Genomic DNA, 24,517 nt, shown 5'->3' on the forward strand with positions numbered 1-24,517 from the left:
TGCTTTCAAAGAGGCTCTTACCCGTGTCATTGACCATCCTCGGCCTGTCCGGCGCCGTAAGCCATGACCCTTCCGCCGCCCTGTACATCGACGGCAAGCTGGTCGCGGCGGTCGAAGAAGAGCGCTTCGTCCGCGACAAGCACGCGAAGAACCGCATGCCCTACGAGTCGGCCAAGTTCTGCCTGGAGCAGGCCGGCATCAAGCCCGCCGACGTCGACGTGGTGGCCATTCCCTTCGCCCCCATCAGCCTGTTCGGCAAGGCCCGCTGGCACTATGCCAAGCGCTACGCCTACGCCCCGGACCGCGCGCTGGACGCCATCCTGCTCGGCAACCGCCGCTACAAGCGCTACTACAAGCGCATCCAGTGGTGCCTGCAGCAACTGGGCTTCGACCTGAAGAAGGTCAAGATCCAGCCGGTGGAGCACCACCTGGCCCACGCCTCCAGCGCCTACCACTGCTCCGGCTTCAAGGAGAAGACCGCGATCCTCGGGATCGACGGCAAGGGCGAGTACGCCACCACCTTCTTCGGCTACGGCGAGAACGGCAAGATCCACAAGATCAAGGAGTTCTACGACCCGGATTCCCTGGGCGGGCTGTACGGCGCGATCACCGAGTACCTCGGCTTCGACATGCTCGACGGCGAGTTCAAGGTCATGGGCATGGCGCCCTACGGCGACGCCAGCAAGTACGATTTCTCGCGCCTGGCCAAGTTCGAGAACGGCGAGCTGATCATCAACACCGACTACGCCAACGTCATCGGCTTCCGCCGCTACAAGGAAAAGGGCAAGGGCTACTACTTCTCGCCCAAGCTGATCGAGTGGCTGGGCCCGAAACGCGAAGGCGACATCGCCGACGACCCGTACATCCACTACGCCGCCAGCATCCAGGCGCTGTTCGAGAAGCTGGCGCTGGAGATGATGGACTACTACCTGGGCGACATCCTCCGCGAAACCGGCAAGATCGCCTTCGCCGGCGGCTGCGCGCTGAACGTCAAGCTGAACCAGAAGATCATCGCCCGCCCCGAGGTCAAGGAGCTGTACGTGCAGCCCGCGGCCAGCGACGCCGGCACCGCGGTGGGCGCCGCCGCCTACGTGTCCTGGGAACGCGGCGTGCCTGTGGAGAAGATGGAACACGTCTACCTCGGCCCGGAATACAGCAACGAAGACGTCATCGCCGCCTGCGCCCGCCACGAGGCCAAGCCGGCCTGGCGCAAGATCGACAACGTGCCCGAAACCATCGCCAAGGTGCTGGCCGACGGCAACCCGGTGGCCTGGTTCCAGGGCCGCATGGAGTTCGGCCCGCGCGCCCTCGGCGGGCGCTCCATCCTCGGCTGCCCGAGCGTGCCGGGCGTGGCCGACCGCATCAACGCGCAGATCAAGTTCCGCGAGCGCTGGCGGCCCTTCTGCCCGTCGATGCTGGATACCGTCGGCCCGCAGATGTTCAAGATCGACCACCCGGCACCGTTCATGACCTTCACCTTCGAAGTCAACGAAGAGTGGAAGACCCGCGTGCCGGAAGTCGTCCACGAGGACGGCACCTCCCGCGCCCAGGTGCTCAAGCGCGAGTTCAACCCGCGCTACTACGACCTGATGAAGGAGCTGGAGAAACTCACCGGCAACGGCGTGGCGCTGAACACTTCGCTGAACCGCCGCGGCGAGCCGATGATCTGCTCGCCGACCGACGCGCTGAACATGTTCTACGGTTCGGACCTGCAATACCTGATCATGCAGGACATCCTGGTGGTCAAGGAAGGCGCGGCGGCCTATGACTCGCTCGGCTGAACCGCGGGTCCTGCAGTTCTGCCACGGCTATGACGGGCCCTTCCTGGATTGCGCCCGCCAGTACGCCAGCCTGTTCGCCGGCACCGGCTACCGGGTGACCACGGTGTTCCTCACCGGCGCGCCCGACGCCGAGGTGGCCGCCGGCTGCGCCAGCGACGAGGTGCTGTTCCTCGACTACAGCTCGAAGGACGTGCGCGGCCTCAAGCTGCGCGCCATCCGCGACCTGCGCGAGATCGCCCGCTCGCGGGACTTCCGCTTCTGCATCGCCCATCGCTTCAAGCCCACCTGGGTCGCCATGCTCGGCACGCGCCTGCCGGTGATCGGCGTGCACCATGGCTTCGGTGACTACCGCCGGCTTGGCCGCAAGCTGTTCGCCAAGCTGTTCGCCAAGCGCCTGAGCTTGCTGGCGGTGTCCAACGCCGTGCGCGACGAACTGCGCCAGTGCCTGCCGGCCTGGCCGGCGGAGCGCATCGAGACGCTGTACAACCGCGTCGACGTCGACGCCCTGCAGGCCGAGCAGGTGGAGCGTTACCCGGCGCGCCAGCACCTGCGCCTGGCGGACAACGCCTGGGTGGTCGGCAACGTCGGCCGCCTGCACCCGGACAAGGACCAGGCCACGCTGCTGCGCGGCTTCGCCGCGGCCCTGCCGCAACTGCCGCCGAACGCGCTGCTGGCGATCCTCGGCAAGGGCCGCCTGGAAGAAGACCTCAAGGCGCTGGCCCGCGAGCTGGGCATCGCCGAGCGCGTGCTGTTCCTCGGCCAGGTGCCGGACGCGCGGCGCTACTTCAAGGCCTTCGACGTGTTCGCCCTGAGTTCCGACCATGAGCCCTTCGGCATGGTCCTGCTGGAGGCCATGGCCGCCGGCGTGCCGCTGATCTCCACCGCCGGCGGTGGCGCCGGCGAAATCGTCGAGGGCCTGGGCATCCTCTTCCCGCTGCGCGACGACGCGGCCCTGGCCCAGGGCCTGGCGCACCTGGCGGCGCTCGACCGGCAGCAGCGCGAGGCCTGCGCCCGGCTGATGGACGAGCGCCTGCATGAGCGCTTCTCCGACGAGGCCGTGCGCCGGGAGTTCTGGAGCCTGCCGATGGTCCGTGCGCTGACGCGTGGCGTTTCCGAATGACGGCCGCTGCCGCCAAGGGTGAATCTTGAAAGTCCTGTTCCTGGTCCAGAAAGAACAACGCGCCATTCTCGACCGCCTCTACGACGGCATCGCCGAGCACTGCGACTGCGACCTGCGCTGGTTGAGCAGCGACGAGCAGGCCAACCTGCGCCGCTACTTCCGCGAGCAGGTCGACGTCTCGCGCTACGACCGCATCCTGTTCTTCCTGCGCTTCAAGAAGGAAATGCGCCAGGCTTCCTTCATCGCCAGCGTGCCGAACCTGGTGATCCTCGAACACGATGCCTACCAGAACTACATCCCCTGCAAGTACACCGGCAAGTTCAGCGCCCACTACCGGCGCATGCCCTGGGCGCGGGTGATCAGCTCCGGCGCGGTGGTCGCCCGGCGCCTGCGCGAGGAGGGCTTCGACGCCGTCTTCGTGCCCAAGGGCTACGACCAGGACCTGCTCCACGACCTGGGCCGCGAGCGCGACATCGAACTGGCCTTCGTCGGCAGCACCGGCAGCGTCGCCTACAGCGGGCGCAAGGCGCTGCTGGACGAGCTGGGCAAGGTGGAGAACCTGCTGGTCACCAAGACCAACTCCGGCGAGGATTACCTGAACACGCTCAACCGCATCCGCTTCTTCGTCAGCGCGGACGTCGGCATGGGCGAATACATGATCAAGAACTTCGAGGCCATGGCCTGCGGCTGCGTGCTTTTCGCCTACGACCAGGGCGAGGAGGAGAACCGCGCGCTGGGCCTGGCGGACATGCGCAACGTGGTGTTCTACCGCGACATCCCCGAGCTGCGCCGCAAGCTGCAGGTGCTGCGCGAGGACCCTGAGCTGGCGGCGCGCATCGCCGCCCAGGGCCGCCTGCTGGCCGAGGAAGGCTTCGGCTTCAGCCAGATCGGGGCGCGCATCGTCGAGGCGATGACGCCACCCTTGCGTCCACACCCGCCGGCCGGATGGCTGGACAAACTGCGCAGCCTCCTGGGCTAGGCTGGCGCAGCCAAAGGGAGATCCACTCCCGCCAAGGCGCCCATCGAGCGCCATACTTCTTTCATTTTCAAGGGGAACGACCGAATGCTGTCTCGTACGGCGGATTCCAACAGAGGCGATGACCAGGAACTGGTCAGCGTCATCATCGCCTCCTACAACCATGCCGCCTACATTGAGGCAAGCATTCGCAGCGTTATCGCCCAGACCTACCCGCACATCGAGCTGCTGGTGGTGGACGACGGCTCCTCCGACGGCAGCCCCGAGCTGCTGCGCCGCTTGCAGGTGGAACTGGGCTTCGACCTGCGCATCCAGGCCAACCAGGGGCTTTCCCGCACGCTGAACGAAACGATAGCCCGGGCCCGCGGCAACCTGATCGTGCCCTTCGGCTCGGACGACATCATGTTCCCGCAGCGCATCCAGCGGCAGGTCGAGTACATGCGTGGCAAGCCGGAAGTGGGTATCTGCGCCGGCAACATCGAGATCATCGACTCCCACGGGGCGGTCATGCCCGAGCGCGAACAGCGCCAGCGCGACCTGCCGTTCCGCCGGCTGGATTTCGAGGACATGTTCCTCGACCTCAAGCCGGGGCCCATGGCGGCGACCCTGATGTTCCGCCGCGAGGCGCTGGAGAAGGTGGGCGGCTTCAATCCGGAAATCCGTCTGGAAGACGTCTACATCGAGCTGACCATCACCCGCGCCGGCTACTTCATCGACATCCTCGGCGAGGTCCTGGCGCAGTACCGCAAGCACCCCACCAACACCTACAAGAACCTGCCGTTCATGGTCGACAACATGCTGCGCACCTATGCCCAGTTCCGCGACCATCCGGCCTACGAGCAGGTCTGCATGCGCTACCGCAATTCGATGTTCCTCAAGTGCGCCAACCGCGACAAGGTGCTGGCCAGGCAGCTGTTGCGAGACATGCCGCTGCGCTACTGGAACCTCAAGACTCTCAGGGGGCTCCTGCGCCTTCTGCTGCGCTGAACGAGCGCTGCAGCCGCAGCCGCACCCATTGCGCATAGAGGAAGGCCAGCGGCAGCCAGATCAGGAACCAGTGCTCCTTGGGCCGGGACAGGAAGGCCATGCCTTCGGTCAGCCCGGCACCCAGCCCGAAGACCAGCCAGCCCGAGGCGATCAGCACCACGGCGTCGCGGCGTTCGCGCCAGGCGAAGACGAAGGCGCTGGCATAGAGCGCGGCCCACAGCGCCAGGCCCACGACGCCGCCGGCATAGAGCACACCAAGCTCCATGTTGTGCGGGTCGGCCAGGAGCAGGCCGGGAATCTGTATGTGGATGGGGTGGCCGAAGCCATGGCCGAACCAGGGGCGTTCGCTGATCTGGCGCAGGGCGTCCATCCAGATGGTCGGCCGGTAGGAGACGCCGCGCTCGACGATCAGCTCTGGATAAAGCCAGAACTGGATGGCGCAGAGCAGCACCAGCGCGGCAAGGGCCATGCCGCCTCGGCGAGGGTTGCAGGCGACGAGCAGCCAGAGCAGGGCGGCGACTATGCCGGTCAGTGGCGTGCGCGAGCCGGTGACGAACAGCAGGAAGCCCAGGATCAGCAGCGCGACGACCGGCGCCGGCGAGAGTGGCGAGCGGGCCAGGAACCAGCGCCCCAGCCAGATGGTCGCGAATGCGCCGTAGACATGGGCGCTCAGCAGTGGGTTATAGAGGGCGCCGTAGCCGGTGAAGCGTTCACCGGCGATGTGCAGGCGCGTGCTGTAGAGGAAATAGCCAAGGGACAGCACGGCGCTGAGCAGGGCCACCCAGGCAGCCGCGTGCAGGACCTGCTGCAGGCGCGATGATGGCTGTATCGCGACCAGCGCAACGCAGAAGAACAACAGGGCTATGAAGAGTGGCCGTTTCAACAGGGATGAGAGCGAGTCATCGAGGCTGGCCGCCCAGCTCAGCGTCAGCATCATGTACAGGCTGAAGAGCGCGAAGCAGATGAACAGTGGGTTGCCCAGCAGGGCCCGCCATGGCGAGGGGCGGAGGAACAGCGCGATCAGCGTCGGGGTGGCGACGAACACATAGAACAGGCGGTGATAGTCGCCGCGATCGCCTATCCAGAACATCCCCGTGAGCAGCATCAGCAAGCCGAGCGGCAGCAGGTTGCAGGCCAGGAAACGCTTGCAGTCCGCCAGGCGTCTGCCCATGGTTGCGGAGCCGGTTACATCGTCAGTCATTGTCGATACGTCTGTCCCAGGAGCGCCTGGACGGTCAGGTGAGTGTCGCTTTCGTGCAGGTAGGCTTGCAGAACCTGGTTGCCATCCGCCAGCAACCACTGCCGATCCTCCGCATAGCGCAGCATGTGCGCGAAGTTGCGCTTGCGCTGGGCGCGGCCGAGGGCGCGGCGCTGGGTCTTCATGTCGGCGATGTCGATCAGCCCCAGTTCGCCCTGCGGGGTTTGCACCACGTTGCCCAGGTGCAGCGAACGGAAGTACACGCCGCGCTCGTGCAGCCGGGCGATCAGCTCGCCCAGGCGCTCGCGCAGAGCGCCGTCGGCCTGGCCGGCGGCGATCAGCTGGCGCAGCGTCTGGCCCGGCAGCGGGCGGTAGTGCACCAGGTCGCGGGCGATGCCGGGCACGCGGTAGACGCCGATCACCTCGGGGCAGGGAATGCCCAGCCGCTGCAGCGCCCGGGCGTTGTCGGCGAAGCGCTGGGCGTAGGGGTAGAGCGCCGCCGAGGAGATCAGCCGCTTGCGCCGGAACAGCTTGACGAAGTTGCCGTCGGGCAGGCGCAGGACCTTGTCGCCGTGCTTGTCGGCTTCCAGCACGGTGGCGCCGGCGCGAAGCGATTCGTAGGCGGGTAGGTCGAGCTCTTGCATACCGGCTTCCTGGACGGGGGCCGGCTATAGTAGCCCAGGCGCCGGGCAAACGAGAGGCCTGTGTTATAATCGCCGGCCTTTTCAGCGTGCGATTCTTTCATGACCGGCAAAGACACCGCAGAGCCCTCGAGCCTGAAGATCTACTTCCGCCTGCTCACCTACGTGCGGCCCTATTGGGGCATGTTCGCCCTGAGCATCGTCGGCTTCCTGATCTTCGCCGCCACCCAGCCGATGCTGGCCGGCATCCTCAAGTACTTCGTCGACGGCCTGACGCACCCAGACGCCAAGCTGTTCCCCAACGCGCCCTGGCCCTGGCTGCGCGACCTCTCGCTGCTCTACGCGGTGCCGCTGCTGGTGGTGATGATCGCGGTGTGGCAGGGCATCGGCTCCTTCCTCGGCAACTACTACATCGCCCGCGTCTCCCTGGGTCTGGTGCACGACCTGCGGGTGGCGCTGTTCAACAACCTGCTGACGCTGCCCAACCGTTACTTCGACAGCCACAACTCCGGGCACCTGATCTCGCGCATCACCTTCAACGTGACCATGGTCACCGGCGCCGCCACCGACGCCATCAAGGTGGTGATCCGCGAAGGCATGACCGTGGTCTTCCTGTTCCTCTCGCTGCTGTACATGAACTGGAAGCTGACCCTGGTGATGGTCGCCATCCTGCCGGTCATCGCCCTGATGGTGACCAGCGCCAGCCGCAAGTTCCGCAAGCAGAGCAAGAAGATCCAGGTGGCCATGGGCGACGTGACCCACGTTTCCTCCGAGACCATCCAGGGCTACCGCGTGGTGCGCAGCTTCGGCGGCGAGGCCTACGAGCGCGAGCGCTTCCTGCAGGTGAGCAGCGAGAACACCAGCAAGAACCTGCGCATGAACAAGACCTCGGCGATCTACACGCCGATGCTGCAACTGGTGATCTACAGCGCCATGGCGGTGTTGCTGTACCTGGTGCTGCTGCTGCGCGGCGATGCCACCGTCGGCGACCTGGTGGCCTACATCTCCATGGCCGGCCTGCTGCCCAAGCCGATCCGCCAGCTCTCCGAGGTCAGCTCCACCATCCAGAAGGGCGTGGCCGGCGCCGAGAGCATCTTCGAGCAGCTCGACGAGCAGCCCGAGGTGGACCGCGGCAGCGTGGAGAAGGAGCGCGTGCTGGGCCGCCTGGAAGTGAAGAACCTCAGCTTCAGCTACCCGGGCACCGACAAGCGCGTGCTCAACGACCTCAACTTCAGCGTCGAGCCGGGGCAGATGGTCGCCCTGGTCGGCCGCTCCGGCAGCGGCAAGTCGACCCTGGCCAACCTCATCCCGCGCTTCTACGACCACAGCGAGGGCAAGATCCTCCTCGATGGCGTGGACGTGGAGGACTACCGCCTGCGCAACCTGCGCAAGCACATCTCGCTGGTCACCCAGCAGGTCAACCTGTTCAACGACAGCGTGCTCAACAACATCGCCTACGGCGACCTCGCCAGCAAGCCGCGCAGCGCGGTGGAGAAAGCCGCCGAGGATGCCTTCGCCCGCGAGTTCATCGACCGCCTGGCCGAAGGCTTCGACACCGAGGTGGGCGAGAACGGCGTGATGCTCTCCGGCGGCCAGCGCCAGCGCCTGGCCATCGCCCGCGCGCTGCTCAAGGACGCTCCGGTGCTGATCCTCGACGAGGCCACCTCGGCGCTGGACACCGAGTCCGAGCGGCACATCCAGGCCGCCCTGGAGAAGGTCATGGAGGGCCGCACCACCCTGGTGATCGCCCACCGCCTGAGCACCATCGAGCGCGCCGACCTGATCCTGGTGATGGACCAGGGCCACATCGTCGAGCGCGGCACCCACGACGAGCTGATCGCCCTCAATGGCTACTACGCGCGCCTGCACGCCAGGCAGTTCGCCGACGAGCCGGCCGAGGACGGCATCGGCGAGTCGCTCTGAATGGCCTTGCTAGATCGCCTGCGCTGCTTCCGCGAGCGCGGCTGGACACCCATCGACGCCGCGGCCTACGCCGAGGCCTGGCAACGCTTCGGCGGCAGCGTGGCCACCCACCCGCAGGTGGTGGAGCGCCTGGCCGGCCTGGCCGGCATCCCGGTGCGCTACCTGGGCTGGGTCGCCGACGGCCAGCTGCGCGCCGCCATCCCCACCTGGGGCCGGCACCTGGCGCTGTCCAAGGACGTGCTCAAGCGCGAAGGCAAGAAGGCGCTGTTCGACCTGGGCAACGCCGAGATCATCCTGCCCATCGCCGAGGACGCGCGCATCGCCCTGCGCCACCGGGTGCGCTACCTGTCCGAGCTCAACCAGCAGCAGGTGACCGACGCCCGCCGGCAAGACGAGGAGCTGGCGCTGAACCGCGCGCCGGCGGACTTCTCGAAGAAATTCCGCTATAACCAGCGCCGCGAGCTGCGCCTGCTGGAAGAGGCGGGCGGCGTGCTGCAGCCGATGGACGAGCTGAGCCCGGTCGAACAGGCGCGCATCTACGCCGAACTGTTCCAGCGCCGCTGGGGCTTCGAGGTGCCGGGCAAGGCGCGCCTGGCCGAGGTGCTGGAGCTGATGCGCGAATTCATGCGCGGCTCGCTGGTGCGCCTGGACGGCGAGCCGGTGGCGATCCAGATCCTCTACCGCGTCGAGTCGCCGAAGTGGATCAGCGTCGAATACATCAACGGCGGCGTGGCCCCGGAGAACCGCGAGTTCAGCCCCGGCAGCGTGCTCACCCACGTCAACACCCAGCAGGCCTGGGCCGAGGCCGAGGCGCTGGGCAAGCCGCTACGCTATTCCTTCGGCCGCGCCGACCGCGAATACAAGGACCGCTGGTGCCACCGGGTGCCGGTGTTCCAGGTGTAAATGCTCGAAATGCTCTTCGTAGGAGCAGACTCCGGAGAACTCCCATGAGCGCCCGCAAGCAGCAACTGCTCAAGGCCCATCGCCGCAAGAAGCGCCTGGTGCTGCTGGTCGCGCTGCTGGCGCTGGTCGCCCTCGGCGTGTTTGCCCCCTGGTGGAGCGTGCCCCTGGCCGTGCTGCTGGGCTGGGTGGCCCACGAGGCCTGGTTCGCCGACCACCTGTTCTACTCGCCGCGCGACGACTACCGCTACGACTTCCCGGAAGGCCAGCTGAGCCTGCCGGCCTCCCTCGGCCCGCATGGCCTGCACGTCGCCACCGATGCGCTGCCCGAGGGCTACGAGACGCTGCTGCTGCAGATCCGCGTCAAGGCCAATTGGCTGGGACGCTGGCTCGATCCGCAGGTGCTGATCGAAGGCAGCGAGGGCATCGACCGCCAGGACTTCGAGCGCGGCGTGAACGGCGTGCGCTACCTCAACCTGTCCGGCCAGGGCGCGGCCCTGCGTGGCGGGCACCTGCGCATCCGCGGCCGCCACTGCCGCCTCGACAGCCAGGGCACCCTGCACGCCTTCCACAACCCGGACTACGCCGAATGCCGGCTGATGGTGATCGCGCCCCACGCCGACGACGCCGAACTGGCCGCCTTCGGCCTGTACAGCCGCGCCGCCGAGGCCAGCATCGTCACCCTCACCCAGGGCGAGATCGAGGCCGGGCACTACCAGCGCCTGGGCCTGGACAAGGCCGCCGCGGCGCGCCTGAAGGGCCGCCTGCGCACCTGGGACAGCCTGGCCGTGCCGCTGTGGGGCGGGGTGCCGGCCAGCCGCTGCGTGCAACTGGGCTACTACTGCCTGCAACTGCCGGCGATGTGCGGCGAACCGGACCAGGGCTTCGGCTCGCGGGAGTCCGGCGAGTGCGACGTCCGCGGCCTGCGCCGGCACAACCCGCTGCAGCTGCCGGCCGACGCCGACGGCGTGCCCAGCTGGAACAACCTGGTGGCCGACCTCGCGGCGCTGCTGGAGCACTTCCGCCCCGAAGTGCTGGTCACCCCGCACCCGCAACTGGACCCCCACGCCGACCACGTGCATGCCACGCGGGCGCTGTGCGAGGCGATCGAGCGCAGCGCCTGGAAGCCGCAGACCCTGCTGTTCTACGCCAACCACCTGCACGACAACGACCGCTGGCCCATGGGCCCGGCCGAAGGCGGGGTGGCGCTGCCGCCGTGCATCGAGCCGCTGCCGGCCGACGCCCTGTGGAGCCCGACGCTGGACGCCGCCACGCGCCTCGACAAGGCCCAGGCCCTGGCCATGCAGCACGACCTTACAGTCCCGCTACCGGCCAAGAAACGCCTGCGCCGGCTGATCCAGCGGGCCCTGGCCGGGCGCCGCTGGCCGGCCTTCGGCGAGGACGAATTCTTCCGCAAGGCGGTGCGTCGCCACGAGCTGTTCTGGGTCCGTCCGCTGCGCTGAACGACCGGCGCCCGGCGCGAGGCCGGGCGAGCGGCTATGGTATTATCCGCGGCGATTTCGACCTGCGGAGTTCCCATGAAACTGACCATGCCCCGTTTCGATCAGGCCCCTGTGCTGGTGGTCGGCGACGTGATGCTCGACCGCTACTGGCACGGCGCGACCTCGCGCATCTCGCCCGAGGCTCCGGTGCCGGTGGTGCGGGTCGAGCAGCATGAGGACCGCCCCGGCGGCGCGGCCAACGTCGCGCTGAACCTGGCCGCCCTGGGCGCCCCGGCCTTCCTGGTCGGCGTCACCGGCGAGGACGAGGCCGCCGCCAGCCTGGCCGACAGCCTCGGCGCGGTGGGCGTGACCACCCGCTTCCAGCGCATCGCCGGGCAGCCGACCATCGTCAAGCTGCGCGTCATGAGCCGGCATCAACAGTTGTTGCGGGTGGACTTCGAGGAACCCTTCAGGACCGACGCCGAGGCCCTGGCCCGCGAGACCGAGGCGCTGCTGGACCAGGTCCGCGTGCTGGTGCTGTCGGACTACGGCAAGGGCGCGCTGAAGAACCACCAGGCGCTGATCCAGGCCGCGCGCAAGCGCAACATCCCGGTGCTGGCCGATCCCAAGGGCAAGGACTTCTCCATCTACCGCGGCGCCAGCCTGATCACCCCGAACCTCTCCGAATTCGAGGCCATCGTCGGCCGCTGCCAGGATGAGAACGAGCTGGTGGCCAAGGGCCTGAAGCTGCTCGGCGACCTGGACCTGGGCGCCCTGCTGGTGACCCGCGGCGAGCACGGCATGACCCTGCTGCGCCCCGGCCACCCGGCGCTGCACCTGCCGGCCCGCGCCCGCGAGGTGTTCGACGTCACTGGCGCCGGCGACACCGTGATCTCCACCCTGGCCGGCGCCCTGGCCGCCGGCGAGGACCTGCCGCAGGCCGTGGCCCTGGCCAATCTGGCCGCCGGCATCGTGGTCGGCAAGCTCGGCACCGCGGCCATCAGCGCCCCCGAACTGCGCCGCGCGGTGCAGCGCGAGCAGGGCTCCGAGCGCGGCGTGCTGGGCTTGGAGCAACTGCTGCTGGCCATCGAGGACGCCCGCGCCCACGGCGAGAAGATCGTCTTCACCAACGGCTGCTTCGACATCCTCCACGCCGGCCACGTCAGCTACCTGGAACAGGCCCGCGCCCAGGGCGACCGGCTGATCGTGGCGGTCAACGACGACGCCTCGGTGTGCCGCCTGAAAGGCCCGGGCCGGCCGATCAACAGCGTCGACCGGCGCATGGCGGTGCTCGCCGGCCTCGGCGCGGTGGACTGGGTGGTGAGCTTCAGTGAAGACACCCCCGAACGCCTGCTCGCCCAGGTGCGCCCGGACGTGCTGGTCAAGGGCGGCGACTACTCCGTCGACCAGGTGGTCGGCGCCGACATAGTCGCCGGCTACGGCGGCGAAGTGCGCGTGCTCGGCCTGGTGCCGAACAGCTCCACCACCGCCATCGTCGAAAAGATACGTCGTAAGAATTAGCTGGAAGCTGGAAGCTGGAAGCTGGAAGCTGAAAGCGAGAGCCGCACACTTCCAGCTTCCAGCTTCCAGCTTCCAGCTTCCAGCTTCCAGCTTCCAGCTTCCAGCTTCCAGCTTCCCACCCACTGACCGCCGTGCCAGCGCGTCCCGGCAAAGCGGTCATGGTCCCCCCGCCGCTTCCCGGCGCATGATCCCGGCATCCCATCCCCGCGTGGAGCGAGATGCCATGACCACCGACGTGCAGGGCCGCGCCCTGGCCGTGCTCAACCGGGTGGCCCAGGCCGACTGGCCGGACCGCCTGAAACTGCGCAAACCCTTCGAGAAACTGCTCTACACCGGCAGCCGCACCGGCTTCCGCATGGCCAGCCAGCGCGCTGCCAAGCAGCTCAAGACGCCGCGCAAGGTCGACCCGGACGGGCTCTTCGACCTGTCGCTGTCCGACGAACAACAGATGCTGGTGGAAATGCTCGAAGGCTTCGCCGCCGAGGTGCTGCGCCCGGCCGCCCACGATGCCGACGCCAACGCCGGGGTGCCCGCCGAACTGCTCAACCAGGCCCTGGAACTGGGCCTGGCCTACTACGGGGTGAACGAAGTGCACGGCGGCATGGCCGGTGAGCGCACCGTGCTGACCAACGCGCTGATCGCCGAAGCCCTGGCCCGCGGCGACCTGAGCCTGGCCGCGGCGCTGCTGGTGCCGCTGTCGGCGGCCAACTGCATCCGCCGCTGGGCCAGCCCGCAGCAGCAGGCGCAGTGGCTGCCGGCGTTCGTCGGCGAGGATGGCCCGCCGTTGATCGGCATCGCCGTCGGCGAGCCGCAGCTGCTGGCCGACGCCGCTCAACCGAAGACCCAGGCGCGCAAGCGCGGCCGCCATTACCTGCTGTCCGGCGAGAAGAGCCTGGTGGTGCGCGGCCTGGATGCCAGCCAGTTGCTGGTCGCCGCGCAGGCTGCCGACGGCCCGGCGCTGTTCCTGGTCGATGCCGCCGCCAGGGGCGTGGAACGCCGCCCCGAACCGGCCATGGGCCTGAAGGCCGCCGGCACCGCGCGCATCCGCCTGAAGAGCGTGAAGGTGGCCGCCGAACGGCGCCTGGCCGCGGAGAAGTTCGACTACCGGGCCTTCCTCGACCTCAGCGGCCTGGCCTGGTGCGCCCTGGCCCTGGGCACCGCGCAGGCGGCGCTGGACTACGTGACCGGCTACTGCAACGAGCGCGAGGCCTTCGGCGAGCCGATCAGCCACCGCCAGGGCGTGGCCTTCATGGTCGCGGACATCGCCATCGAACTGGACGCCATGCGCCTGATGACCTGGCGCGCCTGCGCCCTGGCCGAGCGCGGCCAGCCGTTCCACCGCGAGGCTTACCTGGCACGCCTGCTCTGTGCCGAAAAGGCCATGAAGATCGGCACCGACGCCGTGCAGCTGCTCGGCGGCCACGGCTTCACCAAGGAACATCCAGCCGAGCGCTGGTACCGCGACCTGCGCGCCGTGGCCGTGATGGCCGGCGGCCTGCACCTCTGAGGAGCGCCTGCATGTACCTGGAAACCCCGAAGAAATTCCGCGGCCTGGTCAACCAGGCGCACCAGGTGGCGGAAAACTACCTGCGGCCGATCTCGCGCAAATACGACAAGGCCGAGCACGCCTACCCCAAGGAACTGGACCTGCTGGCCGCGCTGCTGGACGGCATGAACGCCGGCTCGCCGGACGCCGTGGGCGCCACCTCGGCCAGCAAGCGCAAGGGTGCGGCGGCGGAGGAGGGCGTGAAGAACGGCGGCAACCTCTCCGCCTGTCTGGGCGTGATGGAAATGTGCTGGGGCGACGTCGGCCTGCTGCTGGCCATGCCGCGCCAGGGCCTGGGCAACGCCGCCATCGCCGCGGTGGCCAACGACGAACAACTGAAACGCTTCGGCGGCATCTGGGCGGCCATGGCCATCACCGAACCGGGCTGCGGCTCGGACTCGGCGGCGATCCGCACCACGGCGAGCAAGGACGGCGACCACTACGTGCTCAACGGCGAGAAGATCTTCGTCACCTCCGGCGCCCGCGCCGACGCCGTGGTGGTCTGGGCCACCCTGGACCGTGGCCTGGGCCGCGCGGCGATCAAGTCCTTCGTGGTGGAAAAGGGCACCCCGGGCATGACCGTCACCCGTCTGGAGAAGAAGCTCGGGATCAAGGCCTCGGATACCGCCTCCATCAGCTTCAGCGACTGCCGGGTGCCGGCGGCCAACCTGCTGGGCAATGCCGAGATCGACGTGCAGAAGGGCTTCGCCGGCGTGATGGAGACCTTCGACAACACCCGCCCGCTGGTGGCCGCCATGGCCGTGGGCGTGGCCAAGGCCTCGCTGGACCGCGCCCGCGAATTGCTGAAGAAGGCCGGGTGCCGTTTCGACTACGCCAAGCCGCTGCTCTCCGTCAGCCATGCCGAGGCGACCCTGTACCGCCTGGAGGCCGAATGGGAAGCGGCGCGCCTGCTGACGCTGAAGGCCGCGTGGATGGCCGACAACCGCCAGCCCAACTCCAAGGAGGCCTCCATCGCCAAGGCCAAGGCCGGGCGCGTGGCCAACGAGGTCACCCTGAAATGCGTGGAACTGGCCGGCGCCCTGGGCTACGGCGAGGACGAACTGCTGGAGAAATGGGCGCGGGACTCGAAGATCCTCGACATCTTCGAAGGCACCCAGCAGATCCAGCTGCTGATCGTGGCGCGCCGCCTGTTGGGCAAGACATCCAGCCAGTTGAAGTGACCGGAGCAGCCGTTCACCTGTAGGAGCGCGCCCTGCGCGCGATTCGCAGGCAGGGCCTGCTCCTACAGGTCGGGGGCGTATGCACGCGCAGTGCTTTTCGTAGGATGGGTTGAGCTTGCGAAACCCATGCGGTCGTGGCGATGGGTATCGCTTCGCTCAACCCATCCTACGGGGGTTGTGTTTGCCGGGGGCGTAGGTGCGGATTTCAGGCCGTGCGCCGGCCCTTGCCGGAATTGCCGTTGGCCGGCGGCAGGCTGTCGAGCCAGTCGCGGAAGCGGATGCGTTCGTCGCGCACCAGCCAGCCGTCCTGCTCGGCGAAGCTTTCCGACAGCCAGATGCCGCGCGGCGCGGCCTTCACCAGCTCGCCCTTGCGCAGGGTGAAGAGCGCGTCGGTGGGTTGGCCGTGCTCCAGCGGCAGCAGGTACAGGTCCGGGCGACGGCGGTCCAGGCGGGCCACCAGGGGGCCGCTTTCCAGGCGCTCGTCGACGTGGAACAGGCTGACGTCGCGCACGTCCTTGGGCAGCTCCATGCGCAGGTCGTAGACCAGCTGCAGCGAGGCGGTGGGCAGGTGCACGTAGGCCTGCGGGCGCTCGAGTAGACGCAGGGCGCCGGCCTGCACCGGGCGCGCGGCGCCGGACAGCGGCGTCAGCGAGAAATGGCTGGCCTCGCGGTAGCGCAGGGTGCCCTGGTAGGGCGTCGGCAGCCAGGTATCGCCGAAGCGCCCGCCGAGCCAGCCGTCGGCGGTTTCCACCAGGCATTCCTCGGCCACTTCCTGGATGGCGGTGAGCAGCGGCAGGTTCAGTTCGTGGGACGGCACGTAGCCGGAAATCAGCTTGAGCACGGTGTCGCCGCGGTCGGCGCGCTGCTGGCGCACCAGCACCCAGTAGTCGCGGCCCTGCCAGTTGAGCGTCAGGCGCACCGACACGCCCAGGTTGGCCAGCTCGGCGGTGAAGCGCTGGGCATCGGCCACCTCGACCGGGCGGCGGCGCTCCAGGACCTGGGAGAAATTCAGCGGCAGGCCGAGGCCCTGGTAGACCAGGCTGTCGGGGTTGGCCTCGACCAGCAACGGCAGGGTCTTGAAGGCGGTCGGGTCCTTGCGGGCGAGCGTACGGGGCATGGGCGGTCCTCGTCGTACAGGGCGCATCGGGCCGCCTTCAGGGGTGGGCGGCCTGGCCGATCGTTCCGGGTTGCCAGTGGCTAGGGCGTTGACGGCGAACTTCGAAAACCCTCGATTATTTCGAGGTTAGCCCTGAAAGGCGCCTGGTTTTCGGATGTTTTTCCTGTCAGCGAGCTTTTGGCGGCAATTTTACGTGCCGCGGTTTTTCACCGCGGCGTCTGAGCATGGCACAGGAATGCGCCCTTTGTGTCAACCTTAGGTGACTGCCGATCAACGGTCGTGGCGCCGCCGGATTCGGCCGCCAGGGCTCAGCCGCCGAGGACTTCGGCCGCCAGCGCGACGTTGTGCCGCAGGTGCTGCGGGTCGATGGTGCCGACGATGGCCGCGCCCACCCCGGGGTGGCCGAACACCAGTTCGAAGCTGGCGCGCACGGGGTCCTGGCCCTCGCCCAGGCAGGCGTGGCCGCTGGCCAGGGCCTTCTTCACCAGGATGCCGCGGTGCTGCGCCAGGGCATGGTCGATCACCGCTTTCTCGGCCTGTTCGTTGAGGTTGTAGGTGACCATGGCGCAGTCGCCGCGCTGCAGCGCCAGCAGGCCGCCATCGACGGTCTTGCCGGAGAAGCCGAAGCCGCGGATCAGGCCTTCCTGCTTGAGCCGTTCGAGGCTCTCGTAGACCTCGGTGTGCTGCAGGACGTGCAGGTCGTTGCCGTCGGAGTGCACCAGCACCAGGTCGATGTAGTCGGTCTCCAGGCGGCGCAGGCTGCGCTCCACCGACAGGCGGGTGTGGGCGGCGCTGAAGTCGAAGCGCGACTGGCCGTTTTCGAACTCCTCGCCGGTCTTGCTGACGATCACCCAGTCCTGGCGCTGGCCGCGCAGCAGCGGGCCGAGGCGCTCCTCGCTGCGGCCGTAGGCCGGCGCGGTGTCGATCAGGTTGATGCCCAGCTCGCGGGCCAGCGCCAGCAGGTCGGCGGCCTCGCGGTCGTCGGGGATGCGGAAGCCGCTGGGGTACTTCACGCCCTGGTCGCGGCCCAGCTTGACGGTGCCCAGGCCCAGCGGCGAGACGTTCAGGCCGGTGCGGCCCAGCGGGCGGTGCAGTGCGTGCAGGCCGCTCATGGCAGCAGCTCCTCCCACACCGGGCGGGCCAGGGGCGGGCGAGGCAGCTCCGGCAGCGGTGTGCCGGCGGCGGGGCGGATGCCGTCGCGGTCCAGGGCCTCGAAGACGCGGTCGGCGAAGTTCGGCGCCAGCGCCAGCTTGGTCGGCCAGCCCACCAGCAGGCGGCCCTGGTCGGCGAGGAAGGCGCTGTCCGGGCGCAGCAGGCCGGATTGCGCCGGCTCGGCGCGGTCCACCCGCAGGGTGGCCCAGCGTGCGGCGGAGAGGTCGACCCAGGGCAGCAGCTTGCGCAGCTCGCGCTGGGCCTCGGCGATCTGCTCGGCTTCGCTGCGGGCCACGCCCTCGGCTTCGGCGATGTCGCCGCCCAGGTACCACACCCATTGGCCGTCGGCGGCCGGGTGGGTGGTCACGGTGACCCGCGGCTTGGGCCCGCCGCCGACGCAGTGGGCGTACAGCGGCTTCAGCGTCGGCGCCTTGAGCAGCACCATGTGCAGCGGGCGGCGCTGCATGGCCGGTTGCTCCAGGCCGAGTTCGCGCAGCAGCGCCTCGTTGCCGGCGCCGGCGGCCAGCACCACGCGCTGGGCGCGGATGTCGCGGCCGTCGACGCGCAGGCCGACCAACTCGTCGCCTTCGCGCAGCGGCTCGATGCGTTCCCCGGCCAGCAGGCCGTCGCCGCCCAGCACCGCCAGGTGGGCGATGAGGCTGGGCACGTCCAGCACCAGTTCGGAGAGGCGGTAGGCCTTGCCCTTGAAGGCCTTGTCCTGCAGCGCGGGTGGCAGTTCGTCGCCCTTCACCTGGGCGACGCGGCTGCGCACCGCCTTGCTGGCGAAGAAGCTGGTGAGGTTGCCGGCCAAGCCGCCCGGCGACCACAGGTAGTGGGCGTCGGAGAGCACGCGCACGCCGCGCAGGTCCAGCTCGCCGTCGCCGGCCAGGCACTGGCGCCACAGCGAGGGCATGTCGGCGATGGCTTCCGAGGCGCCGGTCAGCGCGCCGTGCAGGGCGTACTTGGTGCCGCCGTGGATGATCCCCTGCGAGCGCATGCTCTGCACGCCGCCGAGCGCGCTGTTCTCCACCAGCACGCTGGAATAGCCGGCACGGCGCAGGCGGGCATTCAGCCAGAGGCCGGCGATGCCGCCGCCGACGACGAGGATGTCGGTGCTCAGGGGTTGGGTCATGGAAGGGCGCGCCTCGCGTGAAACGAAGCGCGCAGTATAACCGAGGGGCTGTGGCTCAGTGGCCGACGCTGCCGGAGAACAGCTGGATCACCACCACGCCGCTGACGATCAGGCCCATGCCCAGCAGCGCCGGGGCATCGAGTTTCTGCTGGTAGAGCACCAGCGCGGCAACGCTGACCAGCACGATGCCCAGGCCGGCCCAGATGGCGTAGGCGATGCCCACCGGGATGCTGCGCACCACCAGGGTGAGCATCCAGAAGGAGATGGCGTAGCCGACGATCACCAGCAGCAGGGGCAGGGGCGTGGACAGGCCTTTCACCGACTTCAGCGAAGCGGTGGCGATGACTTCGGCGACGATGGCGATGGCGAGATAGAGATAGCCGGGCATGTTCAGTCCTCCCCAGGAGCGGCCGGGCGGGCGGCCGATGTTGCGAATAGCGACATTCTAGTGTTCTCGGCGATGGGATAAAGTCATTACCTATCTGAAATGGAGATAGGCCATGCAGTGGAACCTGGACCAGTTGCGACTCTTCGTCAGCGTCGCCGATCAATCCTCCTTCTCGGCGGCGGCGCGCCAGCTCAAGCGCGTGCAGTCGGCGGTCAGCTCGTCCATCGCGCTGCTGGAGAGCGACCTGGGCGTGAGCCTGTTCGACCGCAGCAGCGGCCGCCAGCCGGTGCTGACCCAGGAGGGCAGGGCGCTGCTCGACGAGGCCCGCGAGGTGCTGCGCCAGTGCCAGCGCCTGGAAAGCCGGGCGATGGCCCTGGTGCGCGGCGAGGAAGCGCGCCTGCGCCTGGCCCAGGACGAGGCCATGCCCTACCAGCCGGTGCTTTCCGGCCTGCAGGCGCTGGCCCGGGCCTTCCCCACCCTGGAGGTGCAACTGGCCAGCGGCGCCCAGGGCGACGTGGCGCGCAAGCTGCTGGAGCGCCGCGCCGACCTCGGCCTGCTGTTCCACCACGAGGGCATGCCGGACGAACTGGAGCGCCAGCACCTGGGCACCATCGAGATGGTCACCGTGTGCGGCGCCGGCCACGCCCTGGCTGGCCTGGACTATGCCGACCGCCGCGAACTGGCGCGGCACCGCCAGCTGCTGATGGCGCCGCAGGACAGCCATTACCCCGGCGGCGAGCAGATCAGCCCGCTGGTGTGGCGCGCCGACAGCTTCTACGCCATGGCCGAACTGCTGATGCGCGACCTCGGCTGGGCCTGGCTGCCGCGCCACGTGGCGCAGTACCCGGCCTACCAGCCGCTGCTGGTGGAGCTGGCCAGCGACTGGACGCCGCCGCCGCTGGTGGTGGAACTGGTGTGGCGCCGCGACGAACCCCTGGGCCCTGCGGCGCAGTGGCTGGGCGACTGCTTCGCCGAACACCTGAAGGAATAGGAGGCACGACTGTAGGAGCAACTGTCTTGCCGGTAGCGCGAGGTGCTTTTCGTAGGATGGGTTGAGCTTGCGATACCCATCGGACCATGGTGATGGGTATCGCTTCGCTCAACACCATCCTACGAAGAGCCTGTCGGCAAGCTAGGCGCCAGGCGAACCCCCGGCGTTATTTGCTACTCTCCGCCGCCATGAACCGGACCCTCTATACCCTGCTGTTCCACCTGGGCCTGCCGCTGGTCGCGCTGCGCCTGTTCCTGCGTTCGCGCAAGGCGCCGGCCTATGCCCGGCGCATCGGCGAGCGCTTTTCCTTCGGCCTGCCGGCGATGCAGCCGGGCGGCATCTGGGTGCACGCCGTGTCGATGGGCGAAAGCATCGCCGCAGCGCCGATGATCCGCGCCCTGCAGCAGCGTTATCCACAGCTGCCGATCACCGTCACCTGCATGACGCCGACCGGCTCCGAGCGCATCCGCGCGCTGTTCGGCGACAGCGTGCAGCACTGCTACCTGCCCTATGACCTGCCCTGGGCCGCGGCGCGCTTCCTGAACCGGGTGAAGCCGCGCCTGGCGGTGATCATGGAAACCGAGCTGTGGCCCAACCACATCCACCAGTGCGCCCGCCGCGGCATCCCGGTGGCGCTGGCCAATGCGCGCCTGTCCGAGCGCTCGGCCCGCGGCTACGCGCGCTTCGAGGGGCTGACGCGGCCGATGCTCGGCGAGATGAGCTGGCTGGCGGTGCAGACCGAGGCCGAGGCCGAACGCTTCCGCCGCCTGGGCGCGCGCCCGGAGTGCGTGAGCGTGACCGGTTCGATCAAGTTCGACCTGAGCATCGACGCCGAACTGCTCGCCCGCGCCACGGCCCTGCGCCACGACTGGCAGGCCGAGGCTCGGCCGGTGTGGATCGCCGCCAGCACCCATGCCGGGGAGGACGAGATCGTGCTCGCCGCCCACCGCAAGCTGCTGGAAACGCATCCGGACGCCTTGCTGATCCTGGTGCCGCGCCACCCGGAGCGTTTCGACGGCATGTTCGAACTGTGCCGCCGCGAGGGCTTCGCCACGCTGCGCCGCTCCAGCGGCGAGCCGGTGCAGGCCGCGACCCAGGTGCTGCTCGGCGACACCATGGGCGAACTGCTGTTCCTCTACGCCCTGGCCGACGTCGCCTTCGTCGGCGGCAGCCTGGTGCCCAACGGCGGGCACAACCTGCTGGAGCCGGCGGCGCTGGGCAAGCCGGTGCTGTCCGGGCCGCAGCTGTTCAACTTCCTCGAGATCGCCGCGCAACTACGCGAGGTCGGCGCCCTGCGCGAGGTGCTGGATGCGCCGACGCTGGCGGTGGCGGTGGGGCAGTTGTGGGACGAGCCGGCGGTGGCGCAGCGCATGGCCGAGGCTGGGTTGGGGGTGCTGAAGGCCAATCAGGGGGCGTTGCGGCGGCTGCTCGATGGGCTGGCGCGGTTGTTGGACTAGGGCCTTTGGAGCGAGCTTGCTCGCGAACGGAGTTTCCCGGTCATGGCGGCGCATGAGATCACCACCGTCCCCTCTCCCCAGCCCTCTCCCTGAAGGGAGAGGGGGCTAGTCCGTGCCGAGAGAGGGAATGGTTTCAGCTGGAAACCGTCGGAGCTGCCGGCTAACTCCAGAACCCCCGGCTTTGCCCAACGGTCCCCTCTCCCTTCAGGGAGAGGGTTAGGGAGAGGGCGCTCTCAACCCCAGCACCCACGACTCCCGGCGAACTCCATTCGCAAGCAAGCTCGCTCCTACACAATGAACGCGGTGTCAGAACGTCGGCGGCGTAATCACCCAGAGCACCACCGCATCCACATCCCCGGGGTTGCCGTAGCGGTGCGGCTCCTGGCTGGAGTAGCTGAAGCTGTCGCCTTCGTTGAGCAGGAAGTACCGCTCGCCCACCCACAGCTCGAAGGTGCCGCTGAGCAGGTAGCCGGCTTCCTCGCCCTCGTGGCTGTAGCTCTGCTGGCTGTAGGTGCCGGGCGGGAAGCGCGAGTGGAGGATTTCCAGCTGGCGGGTGGGCTGCGGGCTGAGCAGTTCGTCGACGATGCCGTCCTCGTAGTGCACGCTGGTGCGCGCGTTGCGCCGCACCACGTAGCCGGCGTCGGCCGGGTCGGCCTGCACCTCGCTGGCGAAGAACCACTGGATGGTCACGCCCAGGCTGCGGGCGATGTTGAACAGCGCCGGGATCGACGGGTAGGCCAGGTTGCGTTCCAGCTGGCTGATGTAGCCGGCGGTGAGCTTGCTCTGCTCGGCCAGCTCGGCCAGGGTCATGCCGCGCCGCTTGCGCAGGCCGCGGATGCGTGTGCCGAGGAACTGCGCTTCGGCGCTGGCGGGGGCTTGCTGCGGGGCTTTCGGGCTCATGCGGCGAGGGTCCTGGCGAGTCGGTCGTGGGGCATTCTAAACAATGCGCCGCGCCTGTGGGCCGCTGCACCTTGCTTGCCGCGAATGCCGTTGCTGGACTTGGCGTGGGGCGGCTTCGGGTTCGGCTCCGAGCGCGCGGCGGTCAAGGTCAGGCGGCGGATAACCGCGAACGGTTATCCGCCCTACGCCCACCCCATCGACTCAGATTGCCCAGGCTGCCTTGAGGCCTTCGTAGATCGCTTCTTCGGCGGTGCGCGGGGCCAGGCAGTCGCCGATGCGGCGGAATTCCACCAGGCCTTCCAGCTCGGCGGCCAGGTCGTCCACCGGCTGGTGGCCCTGGCACAGCACCAGGGTGTCGATGCCTTCGAAGATCATCGGTTCGCCGCTGGCGCTGTGCTGCAGGTAGACGCTGCTGTCGTCGCAGCCGTACAGCCGCGCGTAGGGGGTGATCTCGATGCCCAGGCGGTGCAGCTCGCCGGCCAGGTGGTCGCGCACGTAGAGCGGCAGGTTCTCGCCGGCGTGGGTGCCGTTCACCGCCAGGCGCACCTGGTGGCCGGCGCGCACCAGCTGCTCGGCGATGCCGGGGGCGATCCAGTCGCAGCGCCAGTCGGTGACCAGCACCGAGCGGCCGACCTGCACCTCGCCGCGCAGCACCTGCCAGGCGTCCACCACCTGCAGTTCGCCGCCGCGCTCGAAGGGCGGCCAGTAGGGCTTGGCGCCGGTGGCGACTATCACCAGGTCGGGCTTCTCGGCTTCCACCAGGGCACGGTCGACGCGGGTGTTGCGCCGCACTTCCACGCCAGCCAGCTGCATTTCGCGCTGCAGGTTGGTGGAGGCGCCGCCGAATTCGGCGCGGCGCGGCAGCAGCTGCGCCAGGTTGACCTGGCCGCCGAGCTGCGCGCCGGCTTCGCAGAGGATTACCTCATGGCCGCGCTGCGCCGCCACCGCCGCGGCCTTCATGCCCGCCGGGCCGCCGCCGGCCACCAGCACGCGCTTGCGTTGCGCGGCCGGCTCGATGCGCCCGTACTGCAGCTCGCGGCCGGTTTCCGGGTGCTGGATGCAGGAGATCGGGTAGCCGCGGTGGAAGTGGCCGATGCACGCCTGGTTGCAGGCGATGCAGGCGCGCACGTCCTCGACGTGGCCGGTCTCGGTCTTTTGCGGCATCTGCGGGTCGCAGATCAGCGCGCGGGTCATGCCGCACACGTCGGCCTGGCCGCGGGCGATGATCAGTTCGGCCTCCTGCGGCTGGTTGATGCGCCCGGTGACGAACAGCGGGATGTCCAGGCGCGCCTTGAAGGTCGCCGCGTTGCTGGCCAGGTAGGCAGCCTCGATGGCCATCGGCGGGACGATGTGGATGGCGCCGCCGAGGGAGGCGGAGGTGCCGGCGACTATGTGCACGTAGTCCAGTTCGCCCTGCAGCGCGCGCACGGCCAGCAGCGACTCGTCCTCGGTCAGGCCCTCGGGGTCGCGCTCGTCGGCGGAGATGCGCAGGCCGACGATGAAGTCCTCGGCTGTGGCCGCGCGCACCGCGGCGATCACCTCGCGGGTGAAGCGCAGGCGCGCGTCGAGGTCGCCGTTGTAGCCGTCCGTGCGGCGGTTCACCCGCGGGTTGAGGAACTGCGCCGGCAGGTAGCCGTGGCTGGCCACCACTTCCACGCCGTCCAGCCCGGCCTGGTGCAGGCGCCGCGCGGCGGCGGCGTAGCCGGCGACTATCTCGTCGATCATGCGCAGGTCCAGCTCGCGTGGCATCACGCGGAAGCGCTCGTTGGGAGAGGCCGAGGCGGAGTAGGCCACCGCCAGCAGGCCGTCGCTGGACTCCATGATCTCGCGCCCGGGGTGGAAGATCTGCGACAGCACCAGGGTGCCCTCGGCATGGCAGGCCTCGGCGACGCGGCGGTAGCCGGGGATGCATTCGTCGTCGGTGGCCATCAGCACGTGGGAGGTGTAGCGGGCGCTGTCGTGCACCCCCGCCACCTGCATCACGATCAGCCCCACGCCGCCCTTGGCGCGGGCCTGGTGGTAGGCCACCAACTGGTCGTTGACCAGGTTGTCGGTGGGCATGGAGGTATCGTGCCCGGTGGACATGATGCGGTTCTTCAGGCGCTTGCCACGGATTTGCAGCGGGCTGAACAGGTGCGGGAAGGCATGGCTCACGGGCGTCGTC

General features: G+C 68.9%; 20 protein-coding genes. 12 read left to right on the forward strand and 8 right to left on the reverse strand.

Going from position 1 to position 24,517, the window contains the following annotated elements; all coding sequences use genetic code 11:
• The first annotated feature begins 23 nt into the window (after positions 1-23).
• From PM1_RS01815 to PM1_RS01830, 4 genes are all read left to right on the forward strand, one after another.
• A complete protein-coding gene (locus PM1_RS01815) occupies positions 24-1,781 on the forward strand; it encodes a carbamoyltransferase family protein (protein WP_009613571.1) in 1,758 nt (585 codons plus the stop codon).
• On the forward strand, positions 1,765-2,901 hold the full coding sequence (locus tag PM1_RS01820; protein ID WP_009613568.1) for a glycosyltransferase: 1,137 nt from the start codon (positions 1,765-1,767) through the stop codon (positions 2,899-2,901). Before PM1_RS01815 ends, PM1_RS01820 begins: the two co-directional genes overlap by 17 nt.
• A gap of 25 nt (positions 2,902-2,926) precedes the next feature.
• Positions 2,927-3,880, forward strand: a complete 954-nt coding sequence (locus tag PM1_RS01825) for a glycosyltransferase family protein (RefSeq protein WP_009613567.1) — start codon at positions 2,927-2,929, stop codon at positions 3,878-3,880.
• Between the two features lie 84 nt (positions 3,881-3,964).
• On the forward strand, positions 3,965-4,864 hold the full coding sequence (locus tag PM1_RS01830) for a glycosyltransferase family 2 protein (RefSeq protein WP_009613565.1): 900 nt from the start codon (positions 3,965-3,967) through the stop codon (positions 4,862-4,864).
• Here PM1_RS01830 and PM1_RS01835 read toward each other — a convergent pair.
• Positions 4,833-6,065 (reverse strand): O-antigen ligase family protein, encoded by a 1,233-nt coding sequence (locus PM1_RS01835; RefSeq protein ID WP_009613563.1) that lies wholly within the window; start codon positions 6,063-6,065, stop codon positions 4,833-4,835. The genes PM1_RS01830 and PM1_RS01835 overlap by 32 nt on opposite strands.
• Positions 6,062-6,706, reverse strand: a complete 645-nt coding sequence (locus PM1_RS01840) for a lipopolysaccharide kinase InaA family protein (protein ID WP_009613561.1) — start codon at positions 6,704-6,706, stop codon at positions 6,062-6,064. Before PM1_RS01840 ends, PM1_RS01835 begins: the two co-directional genes overlap by 4 nt.
• Positions 6,707-6,805: 99 nt before the next feature.
• Between PM1_RS01840 and msbA the strand changes: the two genes are divergently transcribed.
• The 6 genes from msbA (at position 6,806) to PM1_RS01870 (ending at position 15,216) form a co-directional block, all read left to right on the forward strand.
• Positions 6,806-8,626 (forward strand): lipid A export permease/ATP-binding protein MsbA, encoded by a 1,821-nt coding sequence (gene msbA / locus PM1_RS01845; protein WP_009613558.1) that lies wholly within the window; start codon positions 6,806-6,808, stop codon positions 8,624-8,626.
• A gap of 6 nt (positions 8,627-8,632) precedes the next feature.
• On the forward strand, positions 8,633-9,529 hold the full coding sequence (locus PM1_RS01850) for a GNAT family N-acetyltransferase (RefSeq protein WP_024128052.1): 897 nt from the start codon (positions 8,633-8,635) through the stop codon (positions 9,527-9,529).
• A gap of 44 nt (positions 9,530-9,573) precedes the next feature.
• Positions 9,574-10,989 carry a PIG-L deacetylase family protein gene (locus PM1_RS01855; RefSeq protein WP_009613554.1) on the forward strand — a complete coding sequence of 472 codons (1,416 nt, stop codon included), beginning with the start codon at positions 9,574-9,576 and terminating at the stop codon, positions 10,987-10,989.
• A 75-nt stretch (positions 10,990-11,064) separates the two neighbouring features.
• Positions 11,065-12,489 carry a bifunctional D-glycero-beta-D-manno-heptose-7-phosphate kinase/D-glycero-beta-D-manno-heptose 1-phosphate adenylyltransferase HldE gene (gene hldE, locus PM1_RS01860; RefSeq protein ID WP_009613552.1) on the forward strand — a complete coding sequence of 475 codons (1,425 nt, stop codon included), beginning with the start codon at positions 11,065-11,067 and terminating at the stop codon, positions 12,487-12,489.
• A gap of 223 nt (positions 12,490-12,712) precedes the next feature.
• Positions 12,713-13,996, forward strand: coding sequence for an acyl-CoA dehydrogenase family protein (locus tag PM1_RS01865; RefSeq protein WP_009613550.1), 1,284 nt, complete (start codon positions 12,713-12,715; stop codon positions 13,994-13,996).
• 11 nt (positions 13,997-14,007) lie between these two features.
• Positions 14,008-15,216: an acyl-CoA dehydrogenase family protein gene (locus PM1_RS01870; protein ID WP_009613548.1), complete on the forward strand. Its 1,209-nt coding sequence runs from the start codon at positions 14,008-14,010 to the stop codon at positions 15,214-15,216.
• A 205-nt stretch (positions 15,217-15,421) separates the two neighbouring features.
• Here the strand turns inward: PM1_RS01870 and PM1_RS01875 are convergent, their stop codons facing one another.
• The 4 genes from PM1_RS01875 to PM1_RS01890 all read right to left on the reverse strand — a co-directional run bounded on the left by PM1_RS01875 (position 15,422) and on the right by PM1_RS01890 (position 19,005).
• On the reverse strand, positions 15,422-16,333 hold the full coding sequence (locus tag PM1_RS01875) for a hypothetical protein (protein WP_009613547.1): 912 nt from the start codon (positions 16,331-16,333) through the stop codon (positions 15,422-15,424).
• Between the two features lie 308 nt (positions 16,334-16,641).
• Complete coding sequence (locus PM1_RS01880) at positions 16,642-17,445, reverse strand: aldo/keto reductase (RefSeq protein ID WP_009613546.1); 804 nt, start codon at positions 17,443-17,445, stop codon at positions 16,642-16,644.
• A complete protein-coding gene (locus tag PM1_RS01885; protein ID WP_009613545.1) occupies positions 17,442-18,617 on the reverse strand; it encodes an NAD(P)/FAD-dependent oxidoreductase in 1,176 nt (391 codons plus the stop codon). Before PM1_RS01885 ends, PM1_RS01880 begins: the two co-directional genes overlap by 4 nt.
• A gap of 55 nt (positions 18,618-18,672) precedes the next feature.
• Positions 18,673-19,005: a DMT family transporter gene (locus tag PM1_RS01890; RefSeq protein WP_009613544.1), complete on the reverse strand. Its 333-nt coding sequence runs from the start codon at positions 19,003-19,005 to the stop codon at positions 18,673-18,675.
• Positions 19,006-19,117: 112 nt separating this feature from the next.
• On the opposite strand from PM1_RS01890, the gene PM1_RS01895 reads away from it, so the two are divergent.
• Together PM1_RS01895 and waaA are read left to right on the forward strand one after the other, a co-directional pair.
• Complete coding sequence (locus PM1_RS01895) at positions 19,118-19,996, forward strand: LysR family transcriptional regulator (protein ID WP_009613543.1); 879 nt, start codon at positions 19,118-19,120, stop codon at positions 19,994-19,996.
• Between the two features lie 188 nt (positions 19,997-20,184).
• Complete coding sequence (gene waaA / locus PM1_RS01900; RefSeq protein WP_024128050.1) at positions 20,185-21,453, forward strand: lipid IV(A) 3-deoxy-D-manno-octulosonic acid transferase; 1,269 nt, start codon at positions 20,185-20,187, stop codon at positions 21,451-21,453.
• Positions 21,454-21,759: 306 nt separating this feature from the next.
• Here the strand turns inward: waaA and PM1_RS01905 are convergent, their stop codons facing one another.
• Entirely contained in the window at positions 21,760-22,353 is a 594-nt protein-coding gene (locus tag PM1_RS01905) for a helix-turn-helix domain-containing protein (RefSeq protein ID WP_009613541.1), read from the reverse strand.
• Positions 22,354-22,554: 201 nt separating this feature from the next.
• On the reverse strand, positions 22,555-24,507 hold the full coding sequence (locus PM1_RS01910) for an oxidoreductase (RefSeq protein WP_009613540.1): 1,953 nt from the start codon (positions 24,505-24,507) through the stop codon (positions 22,555-22,557).
• Positions 24,508-24,517: the final 10 nt, after the last annotated feature.

It is taken from the genome of Pseudomonas sp. M1, from assembly GCF_022760135.1.
Lineage (GTDB): Bacteria > Pseudomonadota > Gammaproteobacteria > Pseudomonadales > Pseudomonadaceae > Pseudomonas > Pseudomonas citronellolis.